The following is a 20,173-nucleotide window of genomic DNA, read 5'->3' as shown; positions in this document are numbered from 1 at the left end:
CCTACGCTTTGACCCTGGCGCCTGCCGGGTCGTACATCGGCTCGAGATGGATCTTGGCCGGTGTCCTCTCCATCGCAACCACCAGTTCATAGTCGCCCGAGACCAGAAAATCGTCGCTCACCCCGTCGGCGTTGCGCACATAGCCGTAGCCGATGGTCTTGCCCAGCGTGTAGCCATAACCACCGCTGCTGAGATAACCGACCGGATCGCCATTGCGCAGTATGGTTTCGCGACCGAGCAGCACGATCTCGGGGTCGTCGACCGTGAAGCCGGCAAAGCGTTTCTTCAGTGCCGCGCCGCTGGTCTTCTCCAGCGCGCGCCGTCCAACGAAATCGGTGTTCTTGCGCAGCTTGACCGCCCAACCGAGCCCGGCTTCCTGCGGCGTGTCGTTGGGGGTGATGTCGGAGCCCCAGGCGCGATAGCCTTTTTCCAGCCTTAGCGATTCCAGCGCCCGATAGCCGACCGGGCGGATGTCATGCTTCTCGCCTGCCGCCAGCAGCGCGTCGAAGACTTCGCCGGTGGCCGCGATCGGCACATGCAGTTCCCAGCCGAGTTCGCCGACATAGGTGACGCGCAGCGCCCGAACCGTGTGGCCGGCGATGGCAATCTCATGCACATGGCCGAACGGGAAGCCGGCATTCGACACGTCGGTTCCGGTCGCCGCCGAGAGCACGTCGCGCGCCCGAGGACCCATCAGCGACAGCGTGCCGAAATCCTCGGTGACGTCGACAAGCCTGGCGTCGAGCCCTTCGCCGATATGATCGCTGATCCATGAGAAATCATGCGTGCGGAAACCTGTGCCGGTGACGATGTAGAATTTCTCCTCGGCCAGCCTCGCCACAGTGAGATCAGCCTCGATACCGCCGCGCGTGTTGAGAAGCTGCGTGTAGGTCAGCCGGCCGACCGGTTTGCTGACGTCGTTGGCGCAGATCCAGTCCAGCGCCTTCAGCGCATCGGGCCCGCTCAACTCGTATTTGGCGAAGGAGGATTGATCGAATATGCCAACCTTTTCGCGCACATGACGGTGTTCGTCGCCGACCGCCGCGAACCAGTTCTGCTGGCCCATCGAATAGATGTCCTGCGGCTCGACGCCTTCGGGCGCGAACCAGTTCGGCCGCTCCCAGCCGAGCTTCGAGCCGAACACAGCATTATGCTGTTTCAGCCTGTCGTAGAGCGGCGAGAGGATACGGGGCCTCCCGCTGGCGTACTCCTCATGCGGGAAGCCGATCGTATAGTGCTTGCCATAGGCCTCCAGCGTGCGGTCGCGGACCCACTGACGGTCGCGGTGCAGGTTGGAAAAGCGCCTGATGTCGACCACCCAAAGGTCGAGCGGCGCTTCGCCGTCGACCACCCACTGCGCCAGCACCCAGCCGGCGCCGCCGCCCGAGGCGATGCCGAAGGCGTTGAAGCCGGCGCCGACGAACATGTTGGCACATTCGGGCGCTGTGCCGAGAATGAAATTGCCGTCCGGCGTAAAACTCTCCGGCCCGTTGATCATCTGCTTGACGCCGACGGTTTCCAGCGCCGGCACGCGCGCGATCGCTTGGCTCATGTGCTGCTCGAAATGGTCGTAGTCGTCGTCGAACAGCCTGAACTCCCAATCATTGGGTACGTCGCCGCCGGGGAGACCAGTCGCCCAGGCCTGCGGGTTCGGCTCATAGCCGCCCATCACCAGCCCGCCGACTTCCTCCTTGAAATAGGTGCGTCGGTCAGGGTCGCGGATGGTCGGCGCGTCGGTCGCCAGACCGTCGATCTTCTCGGTGATGATGTACTGGTGCTTCACCGGCTGAAGCGGCACGTTGATGCCGGCCATGGCCCCCACTTGCCGCGCCCATTGGCCCGCACAGTTGACCACCTTGTCGCAGGCGATGTCGCCCTTGCTGGTCTTCACCGCCGTGATGCGGCCGTCCTTCATTTCGAAGCCGGTGACACGGACATCCTCGAACAGTTTGGCGCCATGCATGCGCGCGCCCTTGGCCAGCGACTGCGTGATGTCGGAGGGGCTCGCCTGGCCATCGGTCGGCAGCCAGGAGGCGCCGACGAGATCGCCGGTCTCCAGCAGCGGCCACATTCTTTTCACCTCGTCCGGCGACAGCAATTGCATGTCCATGCCGAAGCTTTTTGCTGTTGTCGCCAGCCTTTTGTACTCCGTCCAGCGGTCGGCATTGGTGGCGAGCCTGAGGCAGCCGGTCATCTTCCAGCCGGTGGCGAGACCGGTCTCGGCCTCCAGTCCCTTGTAGAGGTCGACGGAGTATTTCAGCACGCGGGTGATAGACGCCGACGAGCGCAATTGCCCGACAAGGCCGGCGGCATGCCAGGTCGAACCCGAGGTCAGCTTGCCCTGCTCCAGCAGCACCACGTCAGCCTTATGGTCGCGCGCCAGATGATAGGCCGTCGAACAGCCGATGATGCCGCCGCCGATGACGACGATGGCGGCCTGGCTCGGCAATGTCATGATTTCTGTATCCCGTATTTTGTCCGGTAGTTTTCCAGTGCCGCGTCGAGCCGGACGAGGTTTTCCTCGGTGTAGGCGACGTAGTCGATGCCTGGCGCGTCGAGATAGAGCTCGGAGACCATGCTCCACATCGCCTCGCGCAGCAGCGAGGCGCATTGCATGGCCGCGTGCGAACGGCGGATCGCATCGTCCGGCTCCTTCATGAAGTAGGCTGTCAGGAAGGCGAAGGATTCCTCGTCGCTCATGCCGGCGTTGGAGGCGGCGCCTGCGAGGTCGAACATCGCCGTGTTGAAACCGGCATATTCGAAGTCGATCAGCCACAGCCTGTTGCCGTCATCGAGAATGTTGGCCGGCAGCAGATCATTGTGGCCAAAAACGATCGGCAGCAGCTTCTGCGCGCGCTCCAGTTCGTCGGCCAGCGTCAGCAGATGCGGCAAGTCGCTGCGCTTGCGGCTGCCGCCTTCTTCAAGCGTGCGCGCATAGTCGCGAATGACATGGAACACCCAAAACATGAAGCCGGCGCCGGAGACGTGATTGGGCATTTCCCGGTGGAAGGCGCGCATCAGAGCCGCGACGCGGCCGAGATTGGCGCGCACGTCTTCCGCCAGATAGGTTTTCGCACCGAGAAATTCCGTTACCAGTATGCCCGGTTCGGCATGGCGGACGGCTGGCGCGAAACCGGCGGCATGCGCCGCCCGCGCGGTCATAACCTCGCGCTCGCGAAAGACATGGTGGAACGGATAGTCCTTGCCGAAGCGCACGACATGTCGTCCGGCCGCGTCCGTGACCACATAATTCGCGTTGCTCAGGCCGCCGGGCAGCGGTGCGATCTCGATGCCACCGGTCCAGCAGGGCAGGGCGCGGATGCGATCTTCGGCGGTCACGGAACATCCCTGGTTTGCTGGGCTTCGACAAGGCGCCGTGAACAGCGCAACGATGGCGGGAGAAACGTAAATAATCTCGTCGGTGCGGGACGCCAGGATCGGTATCCCGCACCGCACCGACGAGCCCCTTGGCCAGGTTTTTGAGCCCGGCATCCGCCCCCGCGGATCTGAAAATTCCTTGAACAGGCACTCCAAACAGCCTGATCACTGAGTTGCGGCTCTGCCCCAGTCGCAGATCTGAAGCCCGTTAATGTCTTTGATTTCACGCCAGGGCTGCCCGCTTGTCAATAAAAAGGTGTGACCTTTTTTGGGTATTTTGCCCGAAAGCATAAGGTAGTTCCTTTAAAAGCATGTGAATTACCTTAAAATCGGTCAAGAGCATCAGTTCGGGAAACCAGATGGCCCAGTCCAAACGACACGGCGAGATCCTGCGTCTCGTGCAGGAAGAGGGCACCGTCACCATCGCCAGTCTGGCCGACCGGCTGGGCGTGTCGCTGGAGACGGTGCGCCGCGACGTCAAGCCACTGACTGGTGATGGCTCTGTCCTCAAGATGCATGGCGCCATCGGCCTGCCGTCGATGATCGGCGAAGCGCCGTTCGAGCGGCGTATGCGTGAGAACGCCGACGCCAAGCGCGTCATTGCCCGCATGGTCGCCGCCACCATACGCGACGGCGAATCGATCATGCTCGACACCGGCACGACGACCTCATTCCTTGCGCGTGAACTGCTTGGCCACCGGCGCCTGACGGTCGTCACCAATTCCTCGGATATTGCCCGCACCTTGGCCACCATCAACGGCAACAAGGTCTATATGGCGGGCGGCGAGCTGCGCAGCGATTCCGGCGCTGCTTTCGGCGCCTCGGCAATCGATTTTGTCAGTCGTTTTTCGGTCAGCCACGCCATCATTTCCACCGGCGGCGTCGACGCGGTGATGGGCGTCATGGATTTTGATCTGGATGAGGCCGAGTTCGCCCGCATGGTGCTGTCGCGCGGCCAGCGGTCCCTGGTCATCACCGATCACTCGAAATTCGGCCGTCTTGGTCTGGTCCAGGTCTGCGGCTTCGACAGCTTTTCCGAACTCGCCACCGACCGCTCGCCGCCGCACGACCTGGCCGCCGCCCTTGCGCAGGCCGGCGCGCGGCTTAGCATCGCCGACGAGGAAGCCGGGTTTTAGCCAAACACCAGCGACTGGTGGGCGCAGACGCCCGCAAAGGTGCCAGCCGATACCGCAAAGGCGATGTTGTGCATCGAGCGTGCCGCGTCGCCGGCGGCGTAGACGCCGGGCACGGTCGTCTGCTGCCTGTCATCGACGGTGATTACCGGACCGAGAAGGCCTTGGGTGAAGCCGCAGCCGAGCTGTTCGGCCAGCGGGCTGGCCATGGTGTTGCGCGGCGCGGTGAACATCGCCCTGACGCCGGCCTTTCGGCTATCGTCGAGGTGGACGATCAACCCGCCGGAGCCGTCTTCCCGCAGCTCGGCAACGCTGGTGGGCTCAAACCGCACCTTTCGGCTCTCCAGCGCGCGCATCTGCTCTGTGTCAGGCTCGAACAGGCCGTTGCCGAACAGCGTGACATCGCCCCAATCGGCGATCAATTGCGCCTGATGCAGGGACATCGGGCCGGTTGCGAGCACGCCGAGCGGCCCGCCGGAAACCTCGTAGCCGTGGCAATAGGGGCAGTGCAGCACTTTTCTGCCCCAGAGCTCGGCAAGACCGGCAACCTCCGGCAGGATATCCCGCACCCCGGTGGCCAGCACCAGCCGTGTGGCGCCGAATGTCTCGCCGCTGTCGGTGGCGATTTCGAAATCGCTGCTGTCAGCAGCAACGGCCTTGTCCGCACGCCTGTCGACAACCCTGGCTGTCGGATAGGCCAGCAGCTGCCGCCTTGCGTCATCCAGGATTGCGCCGGGCGCGCGCCCGTCATGTCCGAGGAAGCCGTGCGAATGCTCGGCAAAGCGGTTGCGCGGCTGGCCGGCGTCGATCACCAGCACCTTGCGTCCTGCGCGCGCCACCTGGATGGCGGCGGACAGGCCGGCAAAGCTGCCGCCGACGACGGCAAGATCATACTGCATGGCTGGAGACTCCAATGAGGTCAAAACGGCGGCGGAAATCGGCGGTCAGGTCGGCCAGCGTGATGCGGCTCAGTTTCTCCGCCAGCAGCTTTTCGGCGGCGATGCGAAAATCGTCGAGCACGGCGATCACCGCCTGCTCGACGAGGCAGCCGGGGCTTTCCGGCTCGGTGCTGAACGGCAGCAGCGTCTCGCCAAGGGCGACGCTGATCTCGGCCAAGGATATTTTCTCGGGCGCCCGCCCGAGCAGCCAGCCGCCACCGTGCCCGCGCGACGAGGTGACGATGCCGGCATCGCGCAAGCCTGCGATGGTGCGACGGACCACAACCGGATTGGTGTGGATGAAGGTGGCAAGCTGCTCGGAGGTCAGCGCCTGTTCGGGCTTCTCGGCCATGTGGACGAGAATGTGCAAGGTCGAGGACAGTCGGCTGTTGCGCTTCATGTAACTTAGTTAGTTACGATTGGCGAAGCCGTCAAGTGTCGCCGGTTGCCACTTCCCAGCATCGCGTCCGCCGTGTTTAGTCCGGCCATGGCTTTCACCATCCGCCAGTTGCAGTTCTTCATCGCCGTCGCCGAGCAAGGCACGGTCTCGGGCGCCGCGCAGAACCTGTCAATCTCGCAATCGTCGGTCACCGAAGCGATCAAGGAGCTCGAAAGCGATCTCGGCGTCGAACTGTTCGAACGCCATCCGCGTGGCCTCAACATCACCCACAAGGGCCACCAGTTCCTGCGCCACGCGACGAAGATTCTCGCGGACGTTTCCGACGCGCGCCGCTCTTTCTCGGGCGAGCAGACGGTGGCGGCCGGCCGGCTGCAGCTCGGCGTCACCTCGCTGGTCGCCGGCTATGTGCTGTCGGATCTGCTCGCCCGCTACCGCCGCGCCTATCCCGGCGTCGAGGTCTCTGCCATCGAGGACAATGGCGATTATCTCGAACACCTCCTGATCGGCGGCAAGCTCGACATTGCCGTCATGGTCACCTCCAATTTGCGCGACCGCACCGCGTTGCAGTCGGAAATCCTCGAAGTCTCGGCCTATCGGCTGTGGCTGCCGCTCGGTCATCCGCTCGTCGGCGCCGACATCATCGGCATTGGCGACATTGCCTCCGAAACGCTGATCATGCTGACCGTCGACGAGATCGAGGAGAATACCGGCAAGCTGCTGACGGCGATCGGCGCCAAGCCGCATGTCGCCTTCCGCACCCGTTCCGTGGAGGCCGTGCGCAGTCTGGTCGCCACCGGCGCCGGTGTGGCGCTGCTGCCCGACCTCGTCTACCGGCCCTGGTCGCTGGAAGGCGACCGCATCGAATCGCGCGATATTTCCGGCTCCTTGCCGGTGGTCCAGGTCGGCATGGTCTGGCGGCGCGGCTCCGGTCTGCCGCAGGCGGCGCGCGATTTCATCGGCCTTGCCCAGTCGCAACGGACGGTCCGCCAGCGTCCCTGAGAGATCGGCTGCCCACCTATCGGAAAAACCGATATCGCCCTTCTGATAAATGAATTTGCGAAACCGGAATTTTCGAAGCACTTTCGGTTAGGGACCAAAGCCGCCATCAGAGCGGCATCAAGCCCAATGGACGAACTGACAGTTTTCAGTCCGCGCGTGACCCCTAGCGAAGACCGAAACCGGCTTTCAGGGTCAGGCGCCTAAATGGGAGATCGACAATGAATTCATTCCTGAAGTCATGCACTGCTCTGACGGTTGCGCTGACCTTTTCCGGTCAGGCCGTCGCCCAGGTCAAGGAACTTGGCAAGGGCGAAGGTCAGGTCAACATCGTTGCCTGGCCAGGCTATATCGAGCGCGGCGAAACCGACAAGGGTTATGACTGGGTGACCTCCTTCGAGAAGGAGACCGGCTGCAAGGTCAACGTCAAGACCGCCAACACCTCCGATGAAATGGTCTCGCTGATGAATGAGGGCGGCTTCGACCTCGTCACCGCTTCAGGCGATGCCTCGCTGCGCCTCGTTGCCGGCAAGCGCGTGCAGCCGATCAACACCGATCTCATCCCGAGCTGGAAGACGGTCGACGAGCGCCTCAAGGACGCGCCGTGGTTCACCGTCGGCGGCGCCCATTACGGCGTTCCTTACCAGTGGGGCCCGAACGTCCTCATGTACAACACCGACGTGTTCAAGGAGGCTCCCAAGAGCTGGAACATCGTCTTCGAGGAAATGAAGCTGCCTGACGGCAAGTCCAACAAGGGCCGCGTCCAAGCCTATGACGGGCCGATCCACATCGCGGATGCCGCCAACTATCTGATGTTCCACAAGCCGGAACTCGGCATCAAGGACCCCTACGAACTGAACGAGGATCAGTACAAGGCTGCGCTGGAATTGCTGCGCGTCCAGCGCACGCTGGTCGGCCGCTATTGGCACGACGCCGCCATTCAGGTCGACGATTTCCAGAACGAAGGCGTCGTCGCTTCCGGCTCGTGGCCGTATCAGGTCAACACGCTGGTCGCCGCCAAGAAGCCGGTCGCGTCCACCATCCCGGAGGAGGGCGCCACCGGTTGGGCCGACACCACGATGATGGAAGCCGATTCGGCCAACCCAAACTGCGCCTATATGTGGATGGAACATTCGCTGTCGCCCAAGGTGCAGGGCGATGTCTCGGCCTGGTTCGGTTCGCTGCCCGTCGTGCCCGCCGCCTGCAAGGGCAACGAGCTTTTGACCGACGAAGGCTGCAAGACCAACGGCTACGAGAATTTCGACAAGATCAAGTTCTGGAAGACGCCGGTGTCGAAATGCACCACCCAGAACGACCAGTGCGTGCCCTACTACCGCTGGGTGTCGGACTATATCGGCGTCATCGGCGGGCGGTGATTTTTCTTACCCTCCCTCTCGTGGGGAGGGTCGACGCATAGCGTCGGGGTGGGGTCGGCTCGGCGTTTTTCGAGGCACCCCCACCCGCGGCTTCGCCGCGACCTCTCCATAAGGGGGGAGGTAGGACGTCGCGCGACATCAGCACACCAAACCGGCAACGGACTGACAGCCCATGACCTCCGCCGTCTCCTTCCAGAAAGCCTCGCGCCATTTCGGCAGCGTGCGCGCCGTCGACGCGGTCGATCTCGATATCGCGCCGGGGGAATTCTTCGCCATGCTCGGGCCGTCCGGTTCCGGCAAGACCACTTGCCTGCGCCTCATCGCCGGCTTCGAGCAGCCGACATCGGGCTCGATCTCGATCTTCGGCGAACGCGCCGAGGGCGTTCCGCCCTATCGCCGCAACGTCAACACCGTGTTTCAGGACTATGCGCTGTTCCCGCATCTGAACGTGCTCGACAACGTCGCCTACGGGCTGATGGTCAAGGGCGTCGGCAAGGCTCAGCGGCACAAGGCGGCGGAAGAGGCGCTGTCACTGGTGCGGCTGCCCGGCTATGGCGCCCGCCGCCCCGGCCAGCTTTCCGGCGGCCAGCGCCAGCGCGTCGCGCTCGCCCGTGCGCTGGTCAACCAGCCAAAGGTGCTGCTGCTCGACGAGCCGCTCGGCGCGCTCGACCTCAAATTGCGCGAGAACATGCAGGAGGAGCTGAAGTCGCTGCAGAAGGCGCTCGGCATCACCTTCGTCTTCGTCACCCACGACCAGGGCGAAGCACTGTCGATGGCCGACCGCGTCGCCGTTTTCAACGACGGCAAGATCATGCAGATCGGCACGCCGGAGGATATCTACCAGCGGCCGAAGACGCGTTTTGTTGCCGATTTTGTCGGCTCATCGAATGTACTGCCACCGGATTTCGTCCAGCGTTATTCCGGCCAGCATCGCTGGGGGAGTCTCCGCCCTGAATCCATTCGCGTCGGCCGCGCGGCCAGCGGGGGCACAAGTGGTGAAGGCGTGTCCGCCCGCCTCGTCTCGACCAACTATCTCGGCGCCACGACAAAACTGGCGCTCGACGCCGACGGCCTTCGACTGCACGCCATCGTGCCGGCCGGCACGGCCTTGCCTGGGGAAGGCGAGGCGGTCGTGCTGACTTTTAACCGCGAGCACCTGCATCTGATGGACGAGCCGGCATGATGAAGGTTTGCGCATTGCACCCCCCTCTGTCCTGCCGGACATCTCCCCCGCAAGGGGGGAGATTGGCTGTTACCACTGGCTTCGCCAGCTTCCAACGCTGCAGAGCCGGTGAGGCGGACAAGCTGCTGATCTCCCCCCTTGCGGGGGAGATGTCCGGCAGGACAGAGGGGGGTGTGAAGGATCTCGGCCTCTCATACATCCTCCATGAGTACAGAGCTCCATCATGACGACCGCCGCGCTCAGCTCCAATCCCGCGCCCGCCATCCTGCCGGGCAGCGGCGGCCTGCGTGGCGCGCTGTCGGACCTTTTCTGGCGCAAGCCGAAGGTCCTGCTGTTGCTCATGCTGCTGCCGCCGGTGCTTTGGCTGGGCATCGTCTATATCGGCTCGCTGTTTGCGCTCCTGGCGCAGAGCTTTTTCTCCATCGACGAGTTTTCCGGTCTCATCAACCGTGAGTTCACGCTCAAGACCTATGGTGACCTGTTCCAGGCCGCCAATCTCGATATCATCCTGCGCACGGTGACGATGGCGGCTCTGGTCACGCTGGCCTCGGCCGTCATCGCTTTCCCCATCGCCTACTACGCGGCGCGCTATGCGCGCGGTCGCTGGAAGGCCTTGTTCTATCTCGGCATCATGCTGCCGCTGTGGTCGAGCTATCTGGTCAAGATCTACGCCTGGAAGCTCATCCTGGCCAAGGAAGGCATCCTCACCTGGCTCCTCGCCAAGCTGCATTTGTTGTGGGTGCTCGACGCCTGGCTGTCGCTGCCGATCGTCGGCGGCAATTCGCTGTCGGTATCGTTCACCGGCACCTTCATCGTCTTCGTCTATGTCTGGTTACCGTTCATGATCCTGCCGGTACAGGCGGCGCTCGAGCGCGTGCCCGGCAATCTCGTCGAGGCCTCGTCTGATCTCGGCGCCTCTCCGGGACAGACCTTCCGCAACGTGCTGTTCCCGCTGGCGCTGCCGGGCATCGTCGCCGGTTCGATCTTCACCTTCTCGCTTACGCTGGGCGACTACATCATCCCGCAGATCATCGGTACCTCGCGGCTGTTCATCGGCCAGGCGGTCTATTCGCAGCAAGGCACGGCCGGCAACATCCCGCTCGCCGCCGCCTTCACCGTGGTGCCGATCGTCATCATGGGCTTCTACCTCTGGGGCGCCAAGCGCATGGGGGCCTTCGATGCGCTCTGATGGTTCCCAGTCGGCGCCGCTCGGCCTGAAGATCGCCGCCGCCTGCGGCCTGCTGTTCCTGCATCTGCCGATCCTGCTGATCTTCGTCTATGCCTTCACCACCGAGGAGAAGAGCTTTGTCTGGCCACCCCCCGGCCTGACGACGCAATGGTTCGCCGTCACCTGGAACCGGCCGGATGTCTGGCAGGCATTGTCGCTGTCGGTCAGGGTTGCCGCGATCTCGACGGCGATCGCGCTCGTCCTCGGCACGCTCTGTTCGGCGGCGGTTTCGCGGACAAAATTCTTCGGCCGCGAAACCATCTCGCTGCTGGTCATCCTGCCGATCGCGCTGCCCGGCATCATCACCGGCATCGCGCTGCGCTCGGCCTTTTCGCTCGCCGACATTCCGTTCTCGTTCTGGACGATCGTGCTCGGCCACGCCACCTTCTGCGTCGTCGTCGTCTACAACAATGCCGTCGCCCGCTTTCGCCGCACCTCCGGATCGATGATCGAGGCGTCGATGGATCTCGGCGCCGACGGTTTTCAGACCTTCCGACATGTCGTGCTGCCCAACATTGCCACGGCGCTGCTTGCCGGCGGCATGCTGGCCTTCGCGCTGTCCTTCGACGAGGTCATCGTCACCACCTTCACCGCCGGCCAGCAGCAGACATTGCCGATCTGGATGCTGGAAGAGCTGATCCGTCCGCGCCAGCGCCCGGTGACCAATGTCGTCGCCATGGTCGTGGTGCTGGTGACGCTGCTGCCCATCCTTGCCGCCTATTACCTCACCCGCGACGGCGACCAGATTGCGGGCAGTGGAAAATGAAATCAGCGAATAGGGAGTGACGAATAGCGAATAGGGAAGATCGACAGTCAAACCCTACTCGCTATTCGCTACTCGCTACTCGCTCCTGTTAAGGAGAAACCTTATGGACACCCAGATGCTGATCGGCTCGAGATTCGAGAAGGGCACCGAGACCGAGGAACCGATCCTCAATCCAAAGACCGGGGCGACCATCCTCAGCCTGCCCGAGGCCAGCCAGGCACAGATTGAGGCGGCGATCACTGCCGCCGAACAAGCGTTCGTCTTGTGGTCGCGCACCACGCCGGCGCAGCGCTCCGGCTATTTGCTGAAGATCGCCGACCGCATCGAGGCCGATGCCAAGGAATTCGCCACGCTCGAGGCGCTCAATTGCGGCAAGCCGATCAACGCCGTGCTCAATGATGAAATCCCGGCCATCGTCGACTGCTACCGCTTCTTCGCCGGTGCCGTCCGTTCGATGCCCGGCGTCGTCGCCGGCGAATACATTCCCGGCCATACTTCGATGGTCCGCCGCGACGCCATCGGCATCGTCGCTTCCATCGCGCCGTGGAACTATCCGCTGATGATGATGGCCTGGAAGTTGGCGCCGGCAATCGCCGGCGGCAACACCGTCGTCTTCAAGCCTTCCGAGCAGACACCGCTGACGGCGCTGAAGCTGGCAAAAATCCTTGCGGAAATCCTGCCGGAAGGCGTGGTCAATGTCGTGCTCGGCCGCGGCGACAGCGTCGGCAACACGCTGATCAACCATCCCAAGGTCAACATGATCTCGATCACCGGCGATGTCGCCACCGGCAAGAAAGTGCTGCAGGCGGCCGCCAAGTCGGTCAAGCGCACGCATCTCGAGCTCGGCGGCAAGGCGCCGGTCATCGTCTTCGACGACGCCGATCTTGGCGCCGTGGTCAACGGCCTGCGCGCCTTCGGCTATTACAATGCCGGCCAGGACTGCACCGCCGCCTGCCGTATCTACGCCGGCAGGAAGATCTATGACAAACTCGTCGCCGATCTCTCCTCGGCCGTCTCGACCATCAAGTACAATCGTCCCGACGACACCGAAAACGAGATCGGCCCACTCATCTCCCGCCGCCAGCGCGACCGCGTCTCCAGCTTCGTCGAGCGCGCCTCGGAACTGAACCACATCGAGATCACCACCGGCGGCAAGCCGGGCGAGGGTTCCGGCTTCTACTACCAGCCGACAGTCGTTGCCGGCGCGCTGCAGGAAGACGAAATCGTGCGCCGCGAAGTGTTCGGCCCGGTCGTCTCGGTTACTCGTTTTTCGGAGGTCGACGAGGCGGTGAACTGGGCCAATGACAGCGACTACGGCCTGGCGTCCTCGGTATGGACCAAGGATGTCTCGCGCGCCATGGCGACGGCCGCCCGCCTGCAATATGGCTGCACATGGATCAACACCCACTTCATGCTGACCAACGAGATGCCGCATGGCGGGCTGAAGCAGTCCGGCTACGGCAAGGACATGTCGCTCTATGCGCTGGAGGACTACACCGCCGTGCGGCATGTGATGGTGGCGCATGGTTGAGAAGTGGTCCGCGTAGCAAACGAAAAGCCAATTGCTTGGCTTTTCGAGCTTCGAACGCCCTGCGCCTGCGAAGGGCCGGGCGTGGCTATTTTCTCTTCTCCCCGTTCACGGGGAGAAGAGTCGCTACTCCACAACGCGATAAATATTCCATAGGCTGGTGCCCGACACGACATAGGGCTCGATCTCCTTGCCCCATTTCGCGTGCGCGTCGATCTTGCCGATCTTGGCGAAGAACGCCTCCAACTGGGCCAGGCTTTCGACCTGGTGATGGGACTCGACCGTCGTCTCCCGCGCGCCGATAGAACCGGTCATGATCTGGAACTCCAGCTCGGCGAGGCCGACCTGCGAGCCGATCTCGCGTTCCCATTTCTTCAACAGGTCGAGCACGGTCTGCTTGTGTCCGAACTTGGCGTCGATCTGCCATCTGGCGCTGAACATCGTCTTCTCCTCCAGGTTTGCGGCCCAGGCCGCGGTTGATCCACCGGCTGTTGCCTACTCGTCCCAGGCCTGCACGACGGTCTGCCTTGCGATCCGCCCGTTCTTCAGCTCCAGCATCGCCGCGCAGAACACCTTGGTTCCGTCCGGATAGGCGCAGGCCTGGGTGAAGGCGAGGCTGTCGCCGTCGGCGATGGTGGTGTCGACCTTGTGGGTCATCGCCCGGCTGCAGATGTCGTCCCAGAATGTGGTGATCGCGGCGCGCCCGCGGATTTCACGCGGCTTGCTCGGCGGGTTGTTGCGGTCGATCACCCGCACCAGCGCGTCATCGGCATAGAAGCTCGACAGCATCTTGCCGTCACGGGTCTCGATGGCCTTCTTGATCGCCGCGCCATCCACTGTTTGGGTCTTGGTCAGCATTTCATCCTCCATTGGCCCGTCTTCCGGGCGGTTGATGGTCGAAGTGCTGCCCGGCGCTTGTCGCCAGGCAGTGGTTTTTACTGCGACTTCGCCTTGACGGCCGCGAACACGTCGTCGGCCTGCTTCTTGAAGGTCGTCAGATCGACCTGGCTGCCGTTGAGCATCGTCGACCAGTGGCGCACGATCGCGGACATCGCCACCGCCTCCTTGATCTCCTCGTCGCTGGCGCCGTTGAGCCTGGCCGCCTCGGTGTGGAAATAGATGCAATACTGGCACGGGATCTGCGCCGCGACGGCGAGGCCCAGCAGTTCCTTGGTCTTGCCGTCAAGCGCCGTCTTCGGGTTGAGCTGCACGCCCTTGATCTCGGCCCAGGCGCCGGCGACGGCCACATCCGGCAACGTCTTGAACATGTCCGGCACCGAGCCGAGCGTCGCCTCAATGTCCTTGTAGGTCGCCGCCGCGGACGCGTCCTCGGCCTTTGCCGGAGCGATGGCGAACAGCGCGCCCACGCTTGCAGCGATCACAAGCAATTTGAGTGTCCGGTTCGACTTCAGCATTTCCTCCTCCGTTCGCAGCACCTTTTCCGGCGACATCCGCCTGGCCTGCATGGAGAACACTGATACCGCTTACCCGCCTTTGGCCGCTTCCCCCGAAAGCGCCATGGCTCTCATGGCCCGTGCGGGCCAGGGTGCCTGACTGAGAACGCCGCCGCCGCCGCCCGCGACGGCAGGTCCAGCTTGAGCAGTATGTTGGCGACATGGCGCTTGACCGTATGTTCGCTCAGCCTCAATTCGGCGGCGATCGCGGCATTGCTCTTGCCATCGGCGACGAGGCTCACCACCTGGCTTTCGCGCGCCGTCAATGCGGCCGGCTCGGCAGCCTTGGGTTTGGGCCGGCCGGCGGGTTCCAGATGTTGTTCGGACGTCGCATGGACCAGCGCCAGCGGCTCCTCCAACTCGTCGACGCTGACGCGCCCGGCGTCGGTGAAATGCAGGCCCGACCCAGCCGCCAGGTCGGCGATCAGACGCGACGCGATAATGTCGCCGCGCCCGGCATGGGCGGCCAGTTGCATCGCCACCCGCGCCGTCATCCCGACGGGCGGACCGCGCACTTCGATCTCGCCGACATGCGCCCCTTGCGCGCTTGCCACGCCGATTTCCTGCGCCGCCTCGCGCAGCGCCGCCGCGCAGCGTATGGCGCGTGCCGGGCCGTCGAAGCGCGAAATCATCAACTCGCCATGCAGGCCCGCCGAACGCCCGCCATGGCGCCCGACCAGCAGCCGCCAGGTTTCCTGGAAGCGCTGGCTGCGTTCGCTCCACATGCGGTCGCCGAGCCGAGCCGTGTCGTAGATACGTGTCACCAGAACTGCCGCCAGCACGCGGTCCACTTCGCCCACGGCGCGCTCGCCGGTCAGGAATTCCTCTATCAGGTCGGCCACCCCTTCGACATCGCCGGTCCAGATCGGATGGTCGCGTCCGGGAATCTCGACGAGCCGGGCACCGGGGATCTTCTGTGCAAGGAAGCGGCTGGCATCGGGATCGACCCGCGCATCGTTGCGGCGATGTATCACAAGCGTCGGCGCGCTGATCACGCTCAGGATATGGCGGATGTCGACGTCGGCGTTCATGCGCGCCAGCGCCGCCGCCGCCGTCGGGCTCGCCGATAATCGGTCGAAACGTGCCCACCACTGGGCGAAATGCGCGTCGTCGACCCGGCTCGGCGCGAAATGGGGCAGCGTGGCGCCGGTGCCCCAGGCTGTCTCCGCCATCTCGATGAAAGCGTCGAGGCGTTCGCGCGACATCACCCATTTGTGGAAATGCGCATAGCCGCCATAGAGCGCCAGGGCTCGCGTCCGCTCCGGATAGGTGGCGGCGAACAGCATCGCCATCGGCGCGCCTTCGGAGGAGCCGAGCAGCGCTGCACGGCCGCTGCCGGCGGCGTCCATAACCGCGCGCACATCGTCCATCCGCGTTTCGAGACTGGGCAGGTTATGCGCGTCGACGCGGTCGGACAGGCCGGTGCCGCGTTTGTCGAACAGGATCAGCCGCGAGAATGCCGAAAGCCGCTTCAAGAGCCTGGTATAGCCCTCGTCTTCCCAGTGCAGGTCGAGGTTCGAAATGAAGCCCGGCACGAAGACGAGATCGAACGATCCCTGCCCGACCACCTGATAGGCGATCCGCACATCGCCGCTACGGGCGTATCGCGTCTCGATCGGCCTCACGAGATTTCCACCCCGGCCTGACGATTCTGGTCGTCAAACCATAGCAGAACAGCGCAGATTGCGGCAGCTAAACTTTAGCGATGGCGAATATAAGCAGGCGCGGCTTGGCGACTATTCCTGCGAGGCGGCGACGTCGGCAGGGGAGGGCTCGAGTCCGAGTTTGAGGTCGGCCGCAGCCGGCGTGATCGGCCGCCTGATCCTGGCGGAGGCGGCCACCACCAACTCGTTGAAGTTCCCGGTGCCGTCGTCCAGCATTTCGAAGAACTGCCGCCGCATCCTCGGCTCCCAGAACTTGTTGATGTGCTCGGCGACGCCGGCAATGCCTTCCTCGCGCGGCTTGGAATGGAAGAAATCGGCGATCTGGTTTGCCATGCGCACCAGCTTCTCGGCGGTGCTCATAATGTGTTCTTCGTCATGCGACATGCTGGGCAACTCCGCAAACCACCCGGTCGGGGTGGGTGAAAATATCAAAATCCTCGCCGCGAACCAGCGCCACCAGCGTCATGCCAGCCTCTTGCGCCGTGCGGATGGCAAGTGCGGTCGGCGCCGAGACGGCGATGATGAAGGCCGAGCCGATAGAAGCCGTCTTCTGCACCATTTCAACCGAAACCCTGGATGTCACCACGACAGCACCGGATGCGCCATCGATGCCGGCTTTGGCCAGCGCGCCGGCCAGCTTGTCGAGCGCATTGTGACGGCCGACATCTTCGCGCGCCATGACGATGCCCTTGCCAGGTACATAGAAGCCGGCGGCGTGCACGGCTCCGGTCTCGGTATGCAGCGGCTGCACTTTCGACAGAAGCTTGACCGAACGGACAATGTCGTCGGCATCAAGCGTAAGCTTTGAAGCACCAACCGCGTCGACCGAGCGCATCGCCTCCTCAATCGACTCGATGCCGCAGAGCCCGCAGCCGACCGGGCCAGCCAGTCGTCTACGTCGCGCCTCGAAACGTGTATTGGCTCGATCCTTCAGCCGGATCTGGATATCGATGCCGGCGCCATGATCCTCGACCTCGATGGCTTCGATCTCCTCCGGCGCAGCAACAATGCCCTCGGTCAGCGAGAAGCCAAGCGCGAAATCCTCGAAATCGGCCGGGCTTGCCATCATCACCGCATGGGTGGTGCCGGCGAAGGAGAACGCCACCGGCGTCTCTTCCGGCACCATCCGGTCGGCAGCCGTCGTCCCAACCGCGCGGTGCGCCAGCCGCGATACCTGCGTCGTGGCTTTGCGGCGCGCGCTCAAGACTACTCCGCCGCCTGCAAAGACGCGATGCGCCGGCTCTGCTTGGCCTGCTCGTCATAGTCGCGCTGCCATTCCGACGGTCCGTTGGAGGCGCCGACCTGCACCGCCGTCACCTTGTATTCCGGACAGTTCGTCGCCCAGTCGGAGAAGTCGGTGGTGATGACGTTGGCCTGCGTGTCCGGATGATGGAACGTCGTGTAGACCACACCGGGCGACACCCGGTCGGTGATCAGCGCGCGCAGCGTCGTTTCGCCCGAGCGGCTCGTCAGCCGGACCCAGTCGCCGTCGCGCAAGCCGCGGTTCTCGGCATCGTGCGGGTGGATCTCTAGCCGGTCCTCCGAGTGCCACATGCTGTTGTCGGTGCGCCTGGTCTGCGCGCCGACATTGTACTGCGACAGGATGCGGCCGGTGGTGAGCAGCAGCGGGAAGCGCGGCCCCGTCCTTTCGTCCGTCGCCACATATTCGGTCCGGATGAACTTGCCCTTGCCGCGCACGAACGCATCGATGTGCATGATCGGGGTGCCGAGCGGCGCCTTCTCGTTGCAGGGCCATTGCACGGATCCTACGCGGTCGAGCAACTCGAAGGAGACGCCGGCAAAGCTCGGCGTCGTCATCGCGATCTCGTCCATGATCTCCGAGGGATGCTGATAGTTCCAGTCCAGCCCGATCGCGCGGGCAAGCTCCTGCGTCGCCTCCCAATCGGCGTAGCGCGCCTTCGGCTCAAGAACCTTGCGCACCATATTGATGCGGCGCTCGGCGTTGGTGAAGGTGCCGTCCTTCTCCAGGAAAGTCGAGCCCGGCAGGAAGACATGCGCATAGTTTGCGGTCTCGTTGAGGAACAGGTCGTGCACGACGACGCATTCCATCGCGGCAAGGCCGGCGGCGACATGCTTGGTGTCGGGATCGGACTGCAGAATGTCTTCGCCCTGGATGTAGATGCCCTTGAAGCTGCCGTCGACGGCGGCGTCCAGCATGTTGGGGATGCGCAGGCCGGGTTCGTCGTCCAGCTTCACGCCCCACAAGGTCTCATAGATATCGCGCACGGCTTCGCCGGAGATGTGGCGGTAGCCGGGCAGTTCGTGCGGGAAGGAGCCCATGTCGCAGGAGCCCTGCACGTTGTTCTGGCCGCGCAGCGGGTTCACGCCGACGCCGGGCCGGCCGATATTGCCGGTGGCCATGGCGAGATTGGCGATTGCCATCACAGTGGTCGAACCCTGGCTGTGTTCCGTCACGCCGAGGCCGTAATAGATCGCACCGTTGCCGCCGGTGGCGTAGAGGCGGGCGGCCCCCCGGATCAGTTCGGGATCGACGCCGGACAATTTGCCGACGGTTTCGGGGCTGTTTTCCGGCAAGGCGACGAACGATGCCCAATCCTGGAACTCCGTCCAGTCGCAGCGTTCGCGGATGAAGGCTTCGTCGAACAGGCCCTCGGTGACGATCACATGCGCCAGCGCCGTCAGCACGGCCACATTGGTGCCGGGCTTCAGCGGCAGGTGGTAATCCGCTTCGATATGGGCCGACTTGACCATCTCGGTGCGGCGCGGATCGAGCACGATCAGCTTGGCGCCCTGGCGCAGCCGCTTCTTCAGCCGCGAGGCGAACACCGGGTGAGCGGAAGCCGGGTTGGCGCCGATGATGACGGCGACGTCGGTGAAGTCGACGGAATCGAAATCCTGCGTGCCGGCCGAGGTGCCATAGGTCTGGCCGAGCCCGTAGCCCGTCGGCGAATGGCAGACTCGTGCGCAGGTGTCGACATTGTTGTTGCGGAAACCTTGCCGCACCATCTTCTGGACTAGGTAAGTTTCCTCATTGGTGCAGCGCGAGGAGGTTATGCCGCCGATCGAGGTGCGTCCATACTGGTACTGGATGCGGCGGAATTCCTTGGCCGTATGGGCGATCGCCTCTTCCCAACTCACCTCGCGCCACGGGTCGGTGACCTTTTCCCGGATCATCGGCGACAGGACGCGGTCCTTGTGGGTGGCATAGCCATAGGCGAAACGGCCCTTGACGCAGGAATGGCCGTGGTTCGCCTTGCCCTCCTTATAGGGCATCATGCGAACGACTTCGTCACCCTTCACCTCGGCCTTGAATGAGCAGCCGACGCCGCAATAGGCACAGGTGGTGACGGCGGAGCGCTCCGGCAGGCCCTTGGCAAGCACCGTCTTCTCACGCAGCGCATCGGTTGGACAGGCCTGGACGCAGGCGCCGCAGGACACGCATTCCGAATCGATGAACGCCTCGTGCATCCCCGCCGAAACCCGGGATTCGAAGCCTCGTCCCTCGATGGTCAGCGCGAAGGTGCCCTGCACCTCTTCGCAGGCCCGCACGCAGCGCGAGCAGACGATGCATTGCGAGGCATCATAGGTGAAATAGGGGTTGGACTCGTCGCGGGCGATGTAGTCGACCGCCAGCGAGCCATGGCCGGGCGCCACGCCACCTTCCGGCTTGACGTGGTTGCGACCTTCGATGCCGTAGCGGTTCTCGATCAGGCCGATCGACTTCGCCACTGCATCGAACTCGCTGGCGCCGGTTCCGGCCTGTTCGTTCCAGCCGGTCGGATGGTCGGAGACGTAGAGTTCCATGACGCCTCGGCGAATGGCGTCGAGCCGCTCGGTCTGCGTGCGCACGATCATGCCTTCGCCGACGGGCGTCGTGCAGGACGCCGGCGTGCCGCCACGTCCTTCGATCTCGACAAGGCAGACACGGCACGACCCGAAGGAGTCCAGCATGTCGGTGGCGCAAAGCTTCGGGATCTCGACCCCGCCCTCCATGGCCGCACGCATGATCGAGGTGCCTTCCGGCACGGTGATGCTGCGCCCGTCGACGTTCAGCGTGACCTGCTTCTGCGCCTTCGATTGGGGGGTTCCGTAGTCGATCTCTTCGACGAGGGAGGGGAAGTCGGCCTTGATGTTCATCTGCCAGCTC

At 63.8% G+C, this 20,173-nt stretch carries 18 protein-coding genes; 7 read left to right on the top strand and 11 right to left on the bottom strand.

Features of this window, described 5'->3' with window-relative positions; genetic code table 11:
* Position 1: 1 nt before the first annotated feature.
* Both NKI21_RS01000 and NKI21_RS00995 read right to left on the bottom strand, forming a co-directional pair.
* Positions 2-2,455 (bottom strand): GcvT family protein, encoded by a 2,454-nt coding sequence (locus NKI21_RS01000; protein WP_128304830.1) that lies wholly within the window; start codon positions 2,453-2,455, stop codon positions 2-4.
* Positions 2,452-3,339: a phosphotransferase family protein gene (locus tag NKI21_RS00995; protein ID WP_023811669.1), complete on the bottom strand. Its 888-nt coding sequence runs from the start codon at positions 3,337-3,339 to the stop codon at positions 2,452-2,454. The genes NKI21_RS01000 and NKI21_RS00995 overlap by 4 nt, the downstream gene beginning before the upstream one ends.
* A 398-nt stretch (positions 3,340-3,737) precedes the next feature.
* Here NKI21_RS00995 and NKI21_RS00990 point away from each other — a divergent pair, with 398 nt between their 5' ends.
* Complete coding sequence (locus NKI21_RS00990; RefSeq protein WP_023811670.1) at positions 3,738-4,514, top strand: DeoR/GlpR family DNA-binding transcription regulator; 777 nt, start codon at positions 3,738-3,740, stop codon at positions 4,512-4,514.
* Here the strand turns inward: NKI21_RS00990 and NKI21_RS00985 are convergent.
* Both NKI21_RS00985 and NKI21_RS00980 read right to left on the bottom strand, forming a co-directional pair.
* Positions 4,511-5,410 (bottom strand): NAD(P)/FAD-dependent oxidoreductase, encoded by a 900-nt coding sequence (locus tag NKI21_RS00985; protein WP_352864169.1) that lies wholly within the window; start codon positions 5,408-5,410, stop codon positions 4,511-4,513. The genes NKI21_RS00990 and NKI21_RS00985 overlap by 4 nt on opposite strands.
* Positions 5,400-5,849: an RrF2 family transcriptional regulator gene (locus NKI21_RS00980; protein WP_023811672.1), complete on the bottom strand. Its 450-nt coding sequence runs from the start codon at positions 5,847-5,849 to the stop codon at positions 5,400-5,402. Before NKI21_RS00980 ends, NKI21_RS00985 begins: the two co-directional genes overlap by 11 nt.
* A gap of 87 nt (positions 5,850-5,936) precedes the next feature.
* Between NKI21_RS00980 and NKI21_RS00975 the strand changes: the two genes are divergently transcribed.
* The 6 genes from NKI21_RS00975 (at position 5,937) to NKI21_RS00950 (ending at position 12,929) form a co-directional block, all read left to right on the top strand.
* Complete coding sequence (locus tag NKI21_RS00975; RefSeq protein ID WP_023811673.1) at positions 5,937-6,848, top strand: LysR family transcriptional regulator; 912 nt, start codon at positions 5,937-5,939, stop codon at positions 6,846-6,848.
* A gap of 218 nt (positions 6,849-7,066) precedes the next feature.
* Positions 7,067-8,221 carry an ABC transporter substrate-binding protein gene (locus tag NKI21_RS00970; protein WP_023811674.1) on the top strand — a complete coding sequence of 385 codons (1,155 nt, stop codon included), beginning with the start codon at positions 7,067-7,069 and terminating at the stop codon, positions 8,219-8,221.
* Between the two features lie 172 nt (positions 8,222-8,393).
* On the top strand, positions 8,394-9,404 hold the full coding sequence (locus NKI21_RS00965) for an ABC transporter ATP-binding protein (RefSeq protein WP_352439717.1): 1,011 nt from the start codon (positions 8,394-8,396) through the stop codon (positions 9,402-9,404).
* Between the two features lie 223 nt (positions 9,405-9,627).
* A complete protein-coding gene (locus tag NKI21_RS00960) occupies positions 9,628-10,593 on the top strand; it encodes an ABC transporter permease (protein WP_023811677.1) in 966 nt (321 codons plus the stop codon).
* Positions 10,583-11,398 carry an ABC transporter permease gene (locus NKI21_RS00955; protein ID WP_023811678.1) on the top strand — a complete coding sequence of 272 codons (816 nt, stop codon included), beginning with the start codon at positions 10,583-10,585 and terminating at the stop codon, positions 11,396-11,398. Before NKI21_RS00960 ends, NKI21_RS00955 begins: the two co-directional genes overlap by 11 nt.
* Before the next feature lie 103 nt (positions 11,399-11,501).
* Positions 11,502-12,929 carry a gamma-aminobutyraldehyde dehydrogenase gene (locus NKI21_RS00950; protein WP_352439716.1) on the top strand — a complete coding sequence of 476 codons (1,428 nt, stop codon included), beginning with the start codon at positions 11,502-11,504 and terminating at the stop codon, positions 12,927-12,929.
* A 123-nt stretch (positions 12,930-13,052) separates the two neighbouring features.
* On the opposite strand, the gene NKI21_RS00945 is transcribed toward NKI21_RS00950, so the two are convergent.
* From NKI21_RS00945 to fdhF, 7 genes are all read right to left on the bottom strand, one after another.
* Complete coding sequence (locus NKI21_RS00945) at positions 13,053-13,367, bottom strand: hypothetical protein (RefSeq protein WP_352439715.1); 315 nt, start codon at positions 13,365-13,367, stop codon at positions 13,053-13,055.
* 54 nt (positions 13,368-13,421) lie between these two features.
* On the bottom strand, positions 13,422-13,784 hold the full coding sequence (locus tag NKI21_RS00940) for a nuclear transport factor 2 family protein (RefSeq protein ID WP_127290047.1): 363 nt from the start codon (positions 13,782-13,784) through the stop codon (positions 13,422-13,424).
* Between the two features lie 77 nt (positions 13,785-13,861).
* Positions 13,862-14,341, bottom strand: a complete 480-nt coding sequence (locus tag NKI21_RS00935; protein WP_352439714.1) for a carboxymuconolactone decarboxylase family protein — start codon at positions 14,339-14,341, stop codon at positions 13,862-13,864.
* 110 nt (positions 14,342-14,451) lie between these two features.
* On the bottom strand, positions 14,452-16,005 hold the full coding sequence (locus tag NKI21_RS00930; protein ID WP_352439713.1) for an alpha/beta fold hydrolase: 1,554 nt from the start codon (positions 16,003-16,005) through the stop codon (positions 14,452-14,454).
* Between the two features lie 111 nt (positions 16,006-16,116).
* The gene (locus NKI21_RS00925; protein ID WP_023811684.1) at positions 16,117-16,428 is read right to left on the bottom strand and encodes a formate dehydrogenase subunit delta; all 312 of its coding nucleotides are present in this window, start codon (positions 16,426-16,428) and stop codon (positions 16,117-16,119) included.
* Positions 16,418-17,248, bottom strand: a complete 831-nt coding sequence (gene fdhD / locus NKI21_RS00920; RefSeq protein WP_352439712.1) for a formate dehydrogenase accessory sulfurtransferase FdhD — start codon at positions 17,246-17,248, stop codon at positions 16,418-16,420. Before fdhD ends, NKI21_RS00925 begins: the two co-directional genes overlap by 11 nt.
* Before the next feature lie 2 nt (positions 17,249-17,250).
* Positions 17,251-20,163, bottom strand: coding sequence for a formate dehydrogenase subunit alpha (gene fdhF, locus NKI21_RS00915; RefSeq protein WP_352439711.1), 2,913 nt, complete (start codon positions 20,161-20,163; stop codon positions 17,251-17,253).
* Positions 20,164-20,173: the final 10 nt, after the last annotated feature.

Source organism: Mesorhizobium sp. M0715, assembly GCF_040320355.1.
Classification (GTDB): Bacteria; Pseudomonadota; Alphaproteobacteria; order Rhizobiales; family Rhizobiaceae; genus Mesorhizobium.
Note: the sequence above shows the minus strand (reverse complement) of the source record. Positions and strands in the feature narration are given on the sequence as shown.

What these genes read in the sequence shown, in the direction of transcription:
- NKI21_RS00955 (WP_023811678.1), top strand. Translation starts at nt 10,583, where the DNA reads ATGCGCTCTGATGGTTCCCAGTCGGCGCCGCTCGGCCTGAAGATCGCC.
- NKI21_RS00940 (WP_127290047.1), bottom strand. Translation starts at nt 13,784, where the DNA reads ATGCTGACCAAGACCCAAACAGTGGATGGCGCGGCGATCAAGAAGGCC.
- NKI21_RS00925 (WP_023811684.1), bottom strand. Translation starts at nt 16,428, where the DNA reads ATGTCGCATGACGAAGAACACATTATGAGCACCGCCGAGAAGCTGGTG.
- NKI21_RS01000 (WP_128304830.1), bottom strand. Translation starts at nt 2,455, where the DNA reads ATGACATTGCCGAGCCAGGCCGCCATCGTCGTCATCGGCGGCGGCATC.
- NKI21_RS00985 (WP_352864169.1), bottom strand. Translation starts at nt 5,410, where the DNA reads ATGCAGTATGATCTTGCCGTCGTCGGCGGCAGCTTTGCCGGCCTGTCC.
- NKI21_RS00970 (WP_023811674.1), top strand. Translation starts at nt 7,067, where the DNA reads ATGAATTCATTCCTGAAGTCATGCACTGCTCTGACGGTTGCGCTGACC.
- NKI21_RS00960 (WP_023811677.1), top strand. Translation starts at nt 9,628, where the DNA reads ATGACGACCGCCGCGCTCAGCTCCAATCCCGCGCCCGCCATCCTGCCG.
- NKI21_RS00945 (WP_352439715.1), bottom strand. Translation starts at nt 13,367, where the DNA reads ATGTTCAGCGCCAGATGGCAGATCGACGCCAAGTTCGGACACAAGCAG.
- NKI21_RS00935 (WP_352439714.1), bottom strand. Translation starts at nt 14,341, where the DNA reads ATGCTGAAGTCGAACCGGACACTCAAATTGCTTGTGATCGCTGCAAGC.
- NKI21_RS00980 (WP_023811672.1), bottom strand. Translation starts at nt 5,849, where the DNA reads ATGAAGCGCAACAGCCGACTGTCCTCGACCTTGCACATTCTCGTCCAC.
- NKI21_RS00975 (WP_023811673.1), top strand. Translation starts at nt 5,937, where the DNA reads ATGGCTTTCACCATCCGCCAGTTGCAGTTCTTCATCGCCGTCGCCGAG.
- NKI21_RS00950 (WP_352439716.1), top strand. Translation starts at nt 11,502, where the DNA reads ATGGACACCCAGATGCTGATCGGCTCGAGATTCGAGAAGGGCACCGAG.
- fdhF (WP_352439711.1), bottom strand. Translation starts at nt 20,163, where the DNA reads ATGAACATCAAGGCCGACTTCCCCTCCCTCGTCGAAGAGATCGACTAC.
- NKI21_RS00965 (WP_352439717.1), top strand. Translation starts at nt 8,394, where the DNA reads ATGACCTCCGCCGTCTCCTTCCAGAAAGCCTCGCGCCATTTCGGCAGC.
- NKI21_RS00990 (WP_023811670.1), top strand. Translation starts at nt 3,738, where the DNA reads ATGGCCCAGTCCAAACGACACGGCGAGATCCTGCGTCTCGTGCAGGAA.